This is a genomic window from Flavobacterium crocinum (assembly GCF_003122385.1).
Taxonomy (GTDB): Bacteria; Bacteroidota; Bacteroidia; order Flavobacteriales; family Flavobacteriaceae; genus Flavobacterium; species Flavobacterium crocinum.
On record NZ_CP029255.1, the window covers coordinates 715,014 to 730,063 of the forward strand.

11 protein-coding genes are annotated in these 15,050 nt (G+C 33.9%); 3 read left to right on the top strand and 8 right to left on the bottom strand.

Translation table 11 applies throughout. The features are described from left to right. Positions 1 to 22: 22 nt before the first annotated feature. The 3 genes from HYN56_RS03470 to HYN56_RS03480 form a co-directional block, all read right to left on the bottom strand. On the bottom strand, positions 23 to 3,181 hold the full coding sequence (locus tag HYN56_RS03470) for a UvrD-helicase domain-containing protein (protein WP_109190906.1): 3,159 nt from the start codon (positions 3,179 to 3,181) through the stop codon (positions 23 to 25). Positions 3,182 to 3,320: 139 nt separating this feature from the next. Next, a complete protein-coding gene (locus tag HYN56_RS03475) occupies positions 3,321 to 3,920 on the bottom strand; it encodes a lipoprotein signal peptidase (RefSeq protein ID WP_109190907.1) in 600 nt (199 codons plus the stop codon). A gap of 119 nt (positions 3,921 to 4,039) precedes the next feature. Further along, a complete protein-coding gene (locus HYN56_RS03480; protein WP_109190908.1) occupies positions 4,040 to 4,258 on the bottom strand; it encodes a hypothetical protein in 219 nt (72 codons plus the stop codon). 181 nt (positions 4,259 to 4,439) lie between these two features. On the opposite strand from HYN56_RS03480, the gene HYN56_RS03485 reads away from it, so the two are divergent. Further along, positions 4,440 to 4,796 carry a roadblock/LC7 domain-containing protein gene (locus HYN56_RS03485; RefSeq protein WP_109190909.1) on the top strand — a complete coding sequence of 119 codons (357 nt, stop codon included), beginning with the start codon at positions 4,440 to 4,442 and terminating at the stop codon, positions 4,794 to 4,796. A gap of 33 nt (positions 4,797 to 4,829) precedes the next feature. Then, on the top strand, positions 4,830 to 5,210 hold the full coding sequence (locus tag HYN56_RS03490; protein ID WP_091494458.1) for a hypothetical protein: 381 nt from the start codon (positions 4,830 to 4,832) through the stop codon (positions 5,208 to 5,210). A gap of 238 nt (positions 5,211 to 5,448) precedes the next feature. On the opposite strand, the gene HYN56_RS03495 is transcribed toward HYN56_RS03490, so the two are convergent. The 5 genes from HYN56_RS03495 to gdhA form a co-directional block, all read right to left on the bottom strand. Continuing rightward, the gene (locus HYN56_RS03495) at positions 5,449 to 5,829 is read right to left on the bottom strand and encodes a TraR/DksA family transcriptional regulator (protein WP_012022792.1); all 381 of its coding nucleotides are present in this window, start codon (positions 5,827 to 5,829) and stop codon (positions 5,449 to 5,451) included. A gap of 6 nt (positions 5,830 to 5,835) precedes the next feature. Then, positions 5,836 to 9,237: an isoleucine--tRNA ligase gene (gene ileS / locus HYN56_RS03500; RefSeq protein ID WP_109190910.1), complete on the bottom strand. Its 3,402-nt coding sequence runs from the start codon at positions 9,235 to 9,237 to the stop codon at positions 5,836 to 5,838. Positions 9,238 to 9,367: 130 nt separating this feature from the next. After that, positions 9,368 to 10,081 carry a DNA repair protein RecO gene (gene recO, locus HYN56_RS03505; protein ID WP_109190911.1) on the bottom strand — a complete coding sequence of 238 codons (714 nt, stop codon included), beginning with the start codon at positions 10,079 to 10,081 and terminating at the stop codon, positions 9,368 to 9,370. A 65-nt stretch (positions 10,082 to 10,146) separates the two neighbouring features. After that, entirely contained in the window at positions 10,147 to 12,429 is a 2,283-nt protein-coding gene (gene porZ / locus HYN56_RS03510; RefSeq protein WP_109190912.1) for a type IX secretion system anionic LPS delivery protein PorZ, read from the bottom strand. Between the two features lie 120 nt (positions 12,430 to 12,549). Then, positions 12,550 to 13,893 carry an NADP-specific glutamate dehydrogenase gene (gdhA, locus tag HYN56_RS03515; RefSeq protein ID WP_109190913.1) on the bottom strand — a complete coding sequence of 448 codons (1,344 nt, stop codon included), beginning with the start codon at positions 13,891 to 13,893 and terminating at the stop codon, positions 12,550 to 12,552. Between the two features lie 321 nt (positions 13,894 to 14,214). Here gdhA and HYN56_RS03520 point away from each other — a divergent pair, with 321 nt between their 5' ends. Continuing rightward, on the top strand, positions 14,215 to 15,006 hold the full coding sequence (locus HYN56_RS03520; protein WP_109190914.1) for a THC0290_0291 family protein: 792 nt from the start codon (positions 14,215 to 14,217) through the stop codon (positions 15,004 to 15,006). The last annotated feature ends 44 nt before the right edge of the window (positions 15,007 to 15,050 follow it).

The following is a 15,050-nucleotide window of genomic DNA, read 5'->3' on the forward strand; positions in this document are numbered from 1 at the left end:
CTTTAACATCTGATTAATTTTTTCACAAATTTACCACTTCAATTTCCGAACCGATATACACCAATGCCTTTTTTAACACTTTGTATCCTAAGTCTTCAATTGCATCTTGATATTCTTGGATTTGCTGTTGATATTTAGCATTAACAGCTCCGGTTTTATAATCCAGTAAAAAAGCTTCTTTGTTTTCTAAAAAAACAACTCTATCCGGTTTTAATATTCTTCCTTGTTTCTGAACAATAGTTTGCTCATTTAAAATAGTATGAGTTCCATCAAAACAAACTGTCAATTCAGGATGATTTACAATTTCATTTAAAGTTTTTAAGACTTGCTCAACCTGATCATAAGTAATCAGACCATTTTCAAGTGATTTTGTTACTGCCAGATCGATATCGGATTTATCTTTCACAAAAGCCAAAATTTCATGCACAACATTCCCATAAGATATCGCTTCCTGCTGATGCGTCCCCCACATTAAAGCTTCGCGTTGCGCTATTTTTATACTTTTCGGATTTAAAACTTCTTTTACAATCGGAATTGATTTTACTAAATCAACAGTTTTTGAAGCTTTCGAAAGTCTTATTTTATTCCCGAATTCATAGCTCAGTTTTTCTTCATCATAAACTCCTTCATGAATTAAAAATTTAATAAAAAAGGAAGCCATATTATTTGGATACTCACCATCTTTTCTTGCTTCTAAAGACTGCGAAATCACATATAAATGCTCTTCGGCACGAGTCAGCGCCACATAAAGAACATTTATATTATCCAGCAGTTCCTCTTGTTTTTTCAAATTAAAAACTGCTGATGCACTTTCACCAAAACTCTCCACAATACTACTGTTATCTACAAGCGCTTTTGGCACTCCCAAATCAACTTCTTCTGTATCGAGCCACAATTTGTCTTTTGGTTTTCGATTATAATCTTCATCAGCAAATGGCATGATTACAACCGGAAACTCCAAACCTTTCGATTTGTGTATAGTCATTATTCGGACCGCATTATTTCCCTCGGGAGAAGGAATACTAAATTTCTCCGAATTCTTATCCCAAAACACCAGGAAGTCGGCTATACCTGATTGATTTCTGATATCTCTTTCTAAAACTATATCCAAGAAAAACTGAACATAAGCATTCCCTTCAGATGGCAAAATGAATTTAGAAATTATAATCTCAACCGCTTCATACAAAGATTTTTTTCGAACATCTTTAAAAGAAAACGAAACATCAAAAGTCAAGAGCCATTCTTCAAACTCCTTTTCAACCTTATGACTCATTCCCATTGCAATAAAATCATGAACCGGCATTGGCAAATCTTTGGTTGAAACTAAAAAGTGAAGGAAATTCGCCTTCGATTCCAAATCAGCACTGTTGCTCAAATAACGAAGCAGATGAACAATCAACTGAACTTCGGAAGCATTCTGAATCATTAAAGTTTCCGAAGACAAAAGAGGAATTCCCTGCTCTGTTAAATAATTGGCAACTGCAATTCCCTGACCTCTTTTACGAGTTAAAATCACAATGTCTTTATATTCAAATCCTTGTTTTAAAACTTCCTGAATTGTATTTAAAGTAGCCAGAACATATAAATCTGATTTTTCAACCGTTTCTTCTTCGTCTGCAAATTCATTTTTTTCTACAATTGGAAGAAAAGAAATGTTGACATAACCACCTTTTTTTGAGTTTGTATTTTGAAAACTATGATTCTCATACAAGTCTTTATAATCTTCATTCGAAAACTCAGCAGAAATGAGTTTAAAAAAAGCATTGTTAAATTCAATCACTTCGCTATAACTGCGGTAATTTGTATTTAAATGCTTAATCTGCTTATCCGGATTATTGAACGGGTTTATATCTTTACTCAATTCAATAAACTGCTCTGCTTTTCCTCCGCGCCAGCGATAAATAGATTGTTTAGGATCGCCAACAATCATCAGCGTTCCTTTATTCCCAAAATCATCTAAACCCGAAAGCGAGTTATCTATTAACGGAATTAAATTCTGCCACTGCATTTCGGAAGTATCCTGAAACTCGTCAATAAAAAAATGACGATAACGCTCTCCTAAACGCTCATAAATAAAAGGCGCCGGCTGATTCTGTATTTCACGGTGAATGATTGCATTAAATTCAGAAATAGATAAAATATTTTGTTCCGACTGAATTTTCGACAACTCATTACTAACTGTATTTAGCAATGAAAGCGGTGTGATATTTTTCAAGAAGGCCTTATAAAAATCCCTTTTCTCAAAGTTTTGATAAACCTCTTTTAAAATCTGAAGCAACTCGGGAATAATATTTTCGATTAACCCCCGGTCTTTAGCCGTTTTGTTAATGGCAATATCTTCAAACTCATGAAAAGTTTTATTCTTAGGATTAAATTTCCCGTCGCGGATACTATCTAAATGATTTGGAAAAGTCCCTCTGGAAAATGATTTCGGATCTATTCCGTTTTTATCAATTAACTCAACTGCTTTAACAGCCAATCCGGCATTTATATCTTCCAACTCTTTACAGAGCGTCTGCATTTTCTTTTTGATCTCAACAAACTCTTCAATCGTTTTATCCTGAAAATGCAGAATTTCGTTTCGATTATTTTCATTTAAAACCAATCTTCCGGTATCCAGAATTTCACGCGAAACATCCCAGCTTTTATCGTCATCGGTTTTTTCCATTGTAAAATCGATAAGCAATTTGGTCAGCGTTTCATCCTCTCCTGCTTGTGCAATAATAGCATCAACCGCTTCGACTAATAAATTCTCCGTATCCAGAGTAACTTCAAAAGTCATTGGAAGATTTAAGTCATGTGCAAAAGCACGAATAACTTTATGTGTGAATTTATCAATAGTGGAAATATCAAAAGCCGCATAATTATGAATTAAGTGCTTTATAATCTGCTGTGATTTAGTTTTAAGTTTAATTATCGAAAGCCCTGTTTCCCGGGACAAATCCTCCATTAAATCAACCGCTTTTGAAGACGGATCGTCTTTTGCAAATTCAGATAAATTCCCAACAATACGACTCTTCATTTCGTGAACAGCCTTGTTGGTAAAAGTAATTGCTAAAATATTTCGATATGCATCATTTTTTGGAGAAGAAAGAATAATCTTTAAATATTCTTTAACCAATGTATAAGTCTTTCCAGATCCTGCAGAAGCATCATAAATAGAGAAAGACGGACTTTGCATAATTTGATTTTTTGTGTTGTAAAAATAACACAATAATATTAAATGCCAATAATGAAAAATTCCAAATTCCAATATCCGCGTGCAATGAACACTATCAAATATTGGAATTTGGAATTTATTTTTTGAATTTTAAAATAATTTATGCGTGTTTTGGAAATGCTTTTTTATTGAATACTAAAAGAATTCCTACTCCGGTAGAAATCGCCATATCGGCAACATTAAAAATAGCATTAAAGAAAGCAAAGTGTTTCCCTCCGAAAATAGGAAGCCAGGTTGGAAGATTACCTTCCCAAATAGGAAAATAAAACATATCTACAACCAAACCATGAAACCATGTTCCGTATGGAACCGGAGAAAATATTGTCGCCAAGTTATGTGTACTGTCATCGAAAATAATTCCGTAAAAAACAGAATCGATAATATTTCCGGCCGCACCTGCAAAGATTAAAGCAATAGCAACAATTAAATAAGTCGATTGACGTTTTTTCACCACATCTGCAAGCCACCAGCCAATTCCGAAAACCGCAAAAATTCTAAAAACAGTTAAAATTAATTTCCCGTATTCTCCTGGAATTTTTGTTCCCCAAGCCATTCCTTCATTTTCAATAAAATGAATTCTAAACCAATCAAAAATCACCACTTCTTCACCAAGAACAAAATTGGTTTTGACATAGATTTTAGAAAGCTGATCAACAATTAAAACTAGAAATATAAGGAAATACGCTTTTCGTAATGACATTTTATAATTTTTTGATGGGCAAAAATAACAATTAAATCAAAAAAAACGCTCCCAAGGGAGCGTTAATTGTTTTTTAATAAACTAAACTCAGTTTATCTGCTAATCTAAACCTTGAAAGTTTATTTTTTTACAGGAGCTTTAGCTGCGGTTTTTGCAGGACTGTCGGAGAAAAAATCTGAAATAGATTTGAATATTCCTTTACTTTCTTTTCCGGCAGCAGCTTTCTTAGCTTCACCCTTTTTTACATCAGCTTTAAACTTGATGCGCAGTTTTTCAAAATCCTTCATTCTGCGCTCTACGTCAGAGTTTACATCTTTGAATTTCAGTACTTTAGCCATAATGTAAGTTTTTTACAGTAAATAATTTAAATTATTAACGATTTGGTACTACAATGATACATAATTTAATTTATATTTGTTAAACAAAATTAACACTTGTTTAGGATGATTCAAGATTAATTTTAAAACCAAATACCAAAATAAACTAAATTTAACATTCCTCCCTAAATCCTACAAAATCATGAATGAAATCACAACTACACTGAATGACTTTCTTGTCAGCACAAAATCCACAGCAGCATTAATCTTAAACGGAAAAGGAAAATTAATCACTTCCCTAAACCTTGACTACGGAGATAGCATTGCTGCTATGAGCGCCGCAATTTTATCAATGAGCGAAAAATTCTTAATTGATTTAGAAAAAGGCTCTTTAAAACAATTGTATTTAAAAAGCGCAGAAGGCGTTATTGTTGGAAACAAAATAAGTGGCTCCAACTTTATTGTTGCCTTTTCAAAAGAAGGAAGTAACCTAGCCTTGTTAATGCGTTCAACAGAAGAAGTATCTGTTGAATTAAGTAAAAATTCCCTACTGAAATAACATAATCTATTAACAAACTAAACCCAAATGACTATGAGTAATGATTTTTTAAACGTGTTTTTAAATGAAATGAAAACTAACGTTAACGGCTTTATCGCTGTTGCTGTAACAGAAATTGAATCTGGATTAAGCTTTGGAAATTTAACAGTCGATCCAGGTTTTGACCCAGAACTTGCCGCAGCTTATAACCTCGAAGTGGTAAAAGCAAAACTAAATGCCGTAAAAGCACTAGGTCTAAACCAGGATATTGAAGATATTTTGATTACACTTTCGAATCAAATTCACATTATCGATATCTCTCCAAATAAAAAATTCATGATCTACTTAGCTGCAGATGCATCAAAAGCTAATTTAGGTATGACAAGAGCTATTTTAAGAAAACACAAAGCAGATGTTGAAAAAAATCTAGCTTAATAACTTTACTTTTCTTTACTGTTGAACTGTCTCCAACCAAGACAGTTCTTTTTTTTTGCACAGCCTCAGACCAATAGCTTTTCCATTCTTACAAAAAGATATGGTTATTTTAGAACACAAAATTCACAAACATAAACATTTTCTTTCAAACCAAAAACACTGCACACTAAGACAAATCACTAAAACATTAAACAAAAAAACGCCCCTAAAAGGAGCGTTTAATTGGAGTTTATTTTTATTATCTCTGCAAGTTTTTAGCTTCGATACTCATTGTTGCATGAGGAACGATTTTAAGCCTTTCTTTGCTAATTAATTTACCTGTTACTTTGCAAATACCGTAAGTTTTGTTTTCTACACGGAAAAGAGCATTTTTTAAGTCACGAATGAATTTCTCTTGTCTAATAGCCAACTGAGAGTTTGCTTCTTTAGACATGGTCTCACTTCCTTCTTCAAAAGCCTTAAAAGTTGGAGAAGTATCGTCAGTTCCGTTATTCAAATCATTCATATAGGCACTTTTGATCAAGTCTAGATCTTCTTGTGCTTTTTTAATTTTTGCTTGGATTATCTCTTTGAACTCTGCTAAATCTGCATCAGAGTATCTTGTAATTTCATCTATCATGTTTATCTATTTTGAAATTAATATCATTGTTTTAATATCATCAAACTCAATTTCTGTGCCGTTTTCTAAAGTGTCAACAAAAACTAAGTCGTCTGTTAATGTTTCAGACTTAATATACTCTTCGTTTTTCAAAATGGCATTTTCTAAAATACCATCTCTTTTTATTTGTACCTTAATTTTATCAGTAACTTCAAATCCTGAATCTTTACGGATATTTTGAATTCTGTTTACTAACTCTCTTGCGATACCTTCATTTTTCAATTCCTCAGATATTGTGATGTCAAGCGCAACTGTAATTCCGTTTGAATTTGCAACCAACCAACCTTCAATATCCTGAGATGTTATCTCGACGTCTTCTAATGATAAAGTTACATTATTTCCAGAAATAACAATATCCAACGTTCCTTGCTTGTCCAATTGATTGATCTGATCCGCCGTAAATCCTTGTATTTCTTTGGAAATCAACCCCATATCCTTTCCAAAACGAGGTCCAAGAGCTTTAAAATTAGGCTTAATTTGTTTTACCAAAATACCTGAAGCATCGTCTAAAAGTTCGATTTCTTTTACGTTTACTTCGGCTTTTACAAGTTCAGAAATCGCTTCTATTTCAGTACGCTGATTCTCGTCAAGTACCGGAATCATTACCTTTTGCAGAGGCTGACGCACTTTTATCATCTCTTTTTTACGCAATGATAAAACCAAAGATGAGATCGTTTGCGCCTTCTGCATTTTGCTTTCCAACGTTTTATTAACAAAGTTTTCGACAAATTTCGGGAATTCAGCCAAGTGAACACTAGCAAAATCCTCGGTTCCCGTAGATGTTGTCAAATCTCTGTATAATTTATCCATAAAAAATGGAGCTACTGGAGCGCTTAATTTACTGATTGTAAGCAAACAAGTATAAAGCGTTTGGTAAGCTGCAATTTTATCTTTTGCATATTCTCCTTTCCAGAAACGACGACGGCATAAACGAACATACCAGTTACTTAAGTTTTCCTGAACGAAGTCAGAAATCGCTCTTGTTGCTTTTGTTGGCTCGTAATCTTCGTAGCATTCGTCAACAAATTTTATTAACGTATGCAATTCAGAGATAATCCACTGATCGATTTCTGGTCTTTCGTTTAACGGAATTTCAGCTTCAGCATATTTAAATCCGTCGATGTTAGCATATAACGAAAAGAAAGAATAAGTGTTGTATAAAGTTCCAAAGAATTTACGTTTCACCTCAGCAATTCCTTCAAGGTCAAACTTCAGGTTATCCCACGGATTTGCATTCATAATCATATACCAACGTGTAGCATCCGGACCATTTTCTGCAATGGTTTTAAATGGATCTATAGTATTTCCTTTACTCTTGGACATTTTAATTCCGTTTTTATCCAGAACAAGACCGTTTGAAACTACGTTTTTGTATGCAATTTTATCAAAAACCAAAGTTCCGATAGCGTGTAAAGTATAAAACCATCCACGAGTCTGATCCACTCCTTCAGCAATGAAATTGGCTGGAAAATCTTTGTTTCCGTCAATTTTATCTTTGTTCTCAAAAGGATAATGCCATTGTGCATACGGCATTGCTCCAGAATCGAACCAAACGTCGATTAGATCACTTTCGCGCTTCATTGGTTTTCCAGAAGCAGAAACTAAAGTGATGGCATCCACGACATTTTTGTGCAAATCGATTAAATCATAGTTTGACTCAGCCATATTTCCGATTTCAAACCCTTTGAATGGGTTTTCTTTTTGGAAACCTGCTTCAATCGATTTTTCGATTGCATTGTACAATTCTTCAACAGAACCGATAATAACTTCTTCGGTTTTATCTTCTGTTCTCCAGATTGGCAAAGGAATACCCCAATATCTAGAACGAGATAAGTTCCAGTCGTTAGCATTTTTAAGCCAGTTTCCAAAACGTCCTTCACCAGTAGATTTGGGTTTCCAGTTGATAGTTTCGTTCAGGTCGAACATTCTATCTTTTACGTCGGTTACTTTAATAAACCACGAATCTAATGGATAGTATAATAACGGCTCATCAGTTCTCCAGCTGTGTGGATAACTGTGCACGTATTTTTCAACTTTAAAAGCTTTGTTTTCTTCTTTAAGACGAATAGCGATTTCAACATCTACAGATTTCTCCGGAGCTTGTCCTGCATCATAATATTCGTTTTTAACGTATTTTCCAGCTAAATCCCCAACATGAGAAGTGAATTTTCCTTGTAAGTCAACTAAAGGAACTGCAGTTCCGTTTTCGTCCAAAACCAACATTGGCGGCACTTCTGGTTTCGCTTCTTTTGCTACTTTAGCATCATCTGCTCCAAAAGTTGGCGCTGTATGTACAATCCCCGTTCCGTCTTCTGTTGTAACGAAATCTCCGGAAATTACTCTAAATGCATTTTCAGCATTTTGATATGGTAATACATAAGGCAATAATTGCTCGTAACGAATCTCTACTAAATCTGCTCCTTTTGCTTCTGCTAAAATTTTGTATGGCAATTTTTTGTCGCCATTTTTCACATTGTCAAAATCAGCGTCGTCTTCACTTACGAAATATCCTTTTCCGAATTGTTTTCCAACTAAGTTTTTAGCTAAAACAACATTGATCGGCTCAAAAGTATATTGATTAAAAGTTTTTACTAAAACATAATCGATTTTTGGACCAACTGTCAAAGCGGTGTTTGATGGAAGCGTCCAAGGAGTTGTCGTCCAGGCTAAAATGTGAATATCACCAAAACCTTGTAAAAAGCTTGGAAGTGTTTCCGGCAAAGTTTTGAATTGCGCTACGATTGTAGTATCTGTAACATCACGGTAAGCTCCAGGCTGATTTACTTCGTGGGAAGACAATCCAGTTCCTGCTTTTGGAGAGTAAGGCTGAATCGTGTAACCTTTGTACAACAAACCTTTATCATAGATTTGTTTCAAAAGCCACCAAACCGATTCCATATATTTTGGTTTATAAGTCACATACGGATCTTCCATATCAACCCAATACCCCATTTTTTCGGTCAAATCATTCCATACGTCAGTATAACGCATAACGGTTTTTTTACACGCTTCGTTATATTCTTCGATTGAAATCGTTTTGCCAATATCTTCTTTTGTAATTCCTAATTCTTTTTCTGTACCCAATTCTACAGGCAAACCGTGAGTATCCCATCCGGCTTTTCGTTTTACCTGAAAACCTTTTTGAGTTTTATATCTGCAAAAAATATCTTTAATCGCACGTGCCATTACGTGGTGAATTCCAGGTAATCCGTTTGCTGAAGGCGGACCTTCAAAAAATACGAAAGGTTCAGCACCTTCGCGAGTGGTTACACTCTTTTCAAATATATTTTCTTTCTTCCAAAAATCAAGAACTTCAGACGCTACGGTAGGTAAGTCAAGTCCTTTGTATTCAGTAAATTTTGTACTCATTTTATCCTTTTCTTAAACGAGGTGCGAAAGTAAGGAATTTTGAGTAAAATAGAGAAAATATGACGGAAAAAAGACCGATTCCTGGAAATTTCAAGTAGATTCCGCAATAAAGAATAGGCTTTTGACTGATTTAGGAGAAAACTTCTTTTAAAATCTCTAAAGATTTAGGTTTTTTGAATCCCTCCAAATGCAAACTATAATAATCAATCAGGATTTTCAGCAGAATTTGTCTTTCTAAAACATGAAAGATTTTCTGGTCGTTATCAAATTTTAAATCGAGGAGTTTTTTAAACAGATTTGTTTCATGTTCAGACAGCACATTTCCATTTTGAAAAAGCGTAAAAATTCCTTCATTCATTTCAAAAAAAGGCAAATTATTTTCTGAAGTATCAGGATAAAAACCCAGATATTTGGTAATTTCCAAAAGCAAAATCAGATGAAAATTAGAAATTTCATCATGATGATCGAGCCAAGTCAATGCTGTTTCCAAAAACAAAAAAAGCTGCTCGTTTTTTTCTTCTTCCTGAATAGAATAATGAAGCATTTCTGAAAGAAACATAACCATTGTACTTTTCACAATATCTGTATGAATACTCTGAAATGGTACAGCGCTTTTTATTTCTTTAAAATTTTCTAAGGTCCCTTTATTTTTATGAACGGCTTCGATTTCTAAAATCGAAAAAGGCTGAAAATAAGCAATCTTCTGACTCGCTTTTCGGCTCGAAAAAGCATCACGTACAAAATAAGATTTCAGTCCGCTTGAAAGTGTAAAACATTTTACAATCAGACTTTTTTCCTGAAATTTTAAAGAAGAAATTACTATGGCTTTTGTTTTGACTTGCACGAAATAATTTTAGATTGAAGATTTTTGATTTTAGATTGATAAAATCTAAAAACTGAGACTGAAAACTATCGAATAATCATCACTTTTTTCACTTTGGTTTCACCACCATCTTGTGCAGAAATAAAAACCATATAAACACCTGACGACACTTTGTATTTACCAAAAGCAGTTGTATCCCATTCAATTGTTCCACCTGACGATGTTGTTTCGAAAACCAAATTTCCTTCTATGTCGGTGATTTTAATATTGGCTTTATCGATTAATCCCGCAACTTTTACCGTTCCTGTGTAAGTAGGACGCACCGGATTTGGATAAACATAAACATTATTAAGATTATCATTTGCTCCTGTTGCAATTCCGTTAAAAGAAACCATTCCTTTATTAGTAACAATAAAAACTTCTCCCGTTTTATTATTTATCTTAATATCGTTTATATAATTACCGGGAAGTGGCGAATTGTTGATTGTAAAATGGTATTTTGTTTCCTGACCGTTTGAAGAAACCATAAAAACACCCGAGTCCGCCGTTCCGATCCATTTATTATTAGAACCATCAACTGCAATAGAAGTAACAAACTGCTCATAAAGCAATTCCTGAGCTAAATTATCTTCTATAATGATAATTGGATTTGCTTTTAACTGACTTTCCGATTGAAAACTTCCAACACTTGACAAAACTCTTAATCCTTTTGTTGTCCCAATCCAAAGCTGATTTCTGGCATCTAAAGCAATTGCCCTGACATCAGCAATAGGAAGATTTCCCGCATCTGTACCAACAGTTATTTTTTTAAATGTATTAGTAGTTTCATTAAAACCAACAACTCCATCACGATTAGTTCCCAGCCATTTTACATTATTTCGATCAATAACAATACTTGAATAACTAATATTTTCTGCAATATCAAAAATCGGAGTCATCGAATAACTTCCCCATTGGCCGTTTGTTTTTAAAACTTTCAATCCATTATTGACACGACTATTAGTAACCCAAAGATTTCCAGACTTATCAAACGCATTTGCATTTATACGTACATCTATATAATCTGCACCTGCATTTGTAATAGATTCCAGACCACTGTTTTTTTCATTATAGAGAAAATTCGGCACATCATTTTCTATCTTTAATAATCCGGAAAAAAACGAACTCGCATAAACCTGCTTTTCATTATTTGGATTAACCAAAACTCTGGTAATCGATTTGGCATCATAAACTTCCGTGTATGGAATATTCAGCCAACCTGAAGCATTATACCTACTTATACCATAACTATCCAATGGATACGGATCGTATGAAGTATCATAATCACCGTAAACTGCCCATACTGTATTTGGACTTACATCAATAGCAAAAATATTATTCTTTACAGGTCCTGTTGGCGTATTATTTTCAAAAGTAGTTACATTACTAAGAGTCGAAAAGAACATTCCTTTTTCTTTAGTACCAATAAAAATTTGATCCCCAACCGCAGTTGCACAACTAAAATTCAAAGTGTTTTCTAAAACCTGAACATTCGTAATCTGTCTGTTTAAAATCATTTGATTGTTGTACACATAAACTGCACTTGGCGTAGTAACAAACAAATTATGATTTTTTGCCCTCATGTCAACTGAAGCCTGAGGCAACTGAAAGAAACTAATAAATGTATTAGAGCTGTAGCGATTAATATTTCCGGAATCATTTATTGCTATAAGTTCAGTATCTAAAGCTTCTACGCTAGACCAGCTTCCTCCGTTAACAACAGTCCATTGGCTGTAATCAATCAGATTTGCATTTGTAATATCAGCTCTTCTTATACCACTTGAAGTTGCAGCAAAAATAAATCCATTAAACAATGTTGTTTGCTTTACACTGATTTCTGCCCCATTATCACCAATAAAATAAGTATCTCCAAACTTTGATGTGTTTAAATTAAATTGCACAATTCCGAAATCACAAGAAACATAAACCAATCCGTTATACTCCATAAAATGATTGATCTTTTTTGCATTTGCCGGAAGCTGTTTATTAATAATATCCACAATCTTCAGCATACTTCCATCACTTTCGTTGATTAAAATCATTAAGCCATTTTCATAACCTACTAAAGTTTTTTTGAAAGCTTCACTGTAATATACAGCCGAAATAGTTTGTCCCGATAATCCGTCAACAGTAGTTATAGTTTTGAGAATATTTGTAGCAGTATTTTTTGAAAACAAAGCATTTTCTGAAGCAGCAAAAACACTCGTTGAAGATTCTGAAACATCTTTGATTTCGTTAAATGAAAAATACCCTTGCCAGGACAGTTTATTTTGCGCCTGACAAAACTGAATTATTATTAAAAAGAAAACGCAGAAAAGTATTTTTTTCATCACTTCAGATATTCGATTAGACAAATATACTACAAACGAGATTATTTAATTTTTACACCAATAAAAAATGCCTTCGATTTTAATTAACCGAAGGCATTCCTAATATATTGCAATTTATTTTTAAACTACACCTTGCGCCAGCATAGCATCGGCAACTTTTACAAATCCGGCAATGTTTGCTCCTTTTACATAGTTTACATAACCGTCTTCTTCAACTCCGTACTTTTTACACTGATTGTGAATTCCGATCATAATTTCCTTTAATCTTAAATCTACTTCCTCACTTGTCCAGTTTAAACGAATAGAATTCTGAGTCATTTCTAATCCGGAAGCAGCAACTCCACCAGCATTTGCTGCTTTTCCTGGAGCAAATAATACTTTATTATCTAAGAAAAGTTTAATAGCATCTAATGTAGAAGGCATGTTTGCTGCTTCTGTTACACACAGAACTCCATTATCAATTAACTTTTGAGCATCTTCTCCGTTTAATTCATTTTGAGTTGCACATGGAATTGCGATATCCACTTTTACTTCCCAAGGACTTTTACCTTTATGGAATACTGCGTTTGGATATTTCTCCAGATATCTTTCTGCTCTGTTATCACCAGTTGCTCGCATTTCAAGCATATGGTCGATTTTTTCTCCGGAAATACCTTCTTCATCATAAATATATCCGTCAGGACCAGAAATTGTAACTACTTTTCCACCTAATTCATTTACTTTTAAAGCTACTCCCCAAGCCACATTTCCAAATCCGGAAATAGCAACTCTCTTACCATTAATATCCTGACCAATTGTACGAAGCATTTGATCTGTAAAATATACTACTCCGTATCCCGTTGCTTCTGGTCTGATTAATGAACCTCCGTAAGCCAGACCTTTTCCGGTTAAAACTCCTGTAAATTCATTTCTGATTCTTTTGTATTGTCCAAACAAATATCCAATTTCTCTTGCTCCAACACCAATATCTCCCGCAGGAACATCTAAATCCGGTCCAATATGACGACATAACTCGGTCATAAATGATTGGCAGAAACGCATAATTTCGCCATCCGATTTTCCTTCCGGATCAAAATCAGAACCTCCTTTTCCTCCACCCATTGGAAGTGTAGTCAAACTGTTCTTGAAAACTTGTTCGAAAGCCAGGAATTTTAAAACTGATAAGTTTACTGTATGATGAAATCTAATTCCTCCTTTATAAGGTCCAATTGCAGAGTTCATCTGAATTCTAAAACCTCTGTTTACAATAATTTCTCCTTTATCGTCTACCCACGGCACTCTGAATATTACTGATCTTTCCGGTTCAGCGATTCTTAAAAGTATATTTTTTCCATCGTATTTTTTGCGTTCAGATATAAAAGGAATAACTGTTTCTGCAAATTCTCTAACAGCCTGAAGAAATTCTGGTTCGTTTGGATTTTTTGACTCAATAAGAGCCATAAATTCGTTTATTTTTTGTTCCATATTTGAAATAAATTTTCAGATAATTTTGATTTAATTTTCTGTTTCTTAAGCTGAAAACAGTTTAAGAAAACGTTTTCGTTTTAACACACAAAGATATATCAAATAATGATTCGTTGTTATATTTTTCACTTTTTTGAATCGATTTGTGTTTTTTTCAAACATTGCAAAAAAACACATTTTACATGTAGGTCTTTACATGCAAATCATCAATTAAAAGTTAGTAAATTAAGTATTTTGATAGTTATTTTTCAATAGGATGATTTAATATTTTGAATCGAATATGTTTTTTATATATTTGCCGTGATTTGTAAGCCCCAGAAAATGTCTAAACACCTATTTATCACGTTACTTACCTTAATTGGTTTATCAGCCGCCGCATCAGCGCAAGGACTTGCTCAAGAGATCGGAATCTATGCCGGACCAGTAACTTTACAATCAGATTTTGGTGAAAGGAATAACTTTGACACCAATGTTGGAAATACCGGTTTTGGTATTGGAGTAATGCATTTCATAAATTTTTCTGCCAATAATAACAGAGAAAGTTATTTTACAGAACATTTTAAAGTCCGAACTGATTTAAACTTTAGCAGAACTAACCTGAAACATTTTGGACAATGGGTTGAAAGAAAACCTGACGGCATATTTGCTCAACAATTAAAGAATATGCATGCAAGTTCTACTATTGTTGGATTAGGAACGCAACTTGAATTTTCTCCTTTTATGAAAATTCACGACTTCGAAAACTCAGTTGGTAGTCTTAGTCCGTATGGTAGTTTAGGTTTTCAGGTAAGCTACTACTCTACGAAAGTAGGATCGCATCTGGGAGACATAACACTTCCTGACGTTACTCCGGGAAAATACTTAACTCCTTCTGACGGACGTGCTCATGGTTTTTCTACAGAAAGCGGCATTGTTTTATCTGCAACTGCAGCCGTTGGTGTACATTATAAATTAACAGAAATGAGCGATTTAATGTTTGAAACTCGTTTTCAGATGTACAATTCAGACTGGATTGACGGTTTAAACCCAAACAAAGATATTTACAAAGAAAACAAAAGAAACGACTGGCAGGTTTGGTTTAACTTCGGATACATCTACTACTTAGAATTCTAGAACAGTCTAATCTCAAAATATAAAAAATCCCAAATTCCAATTTT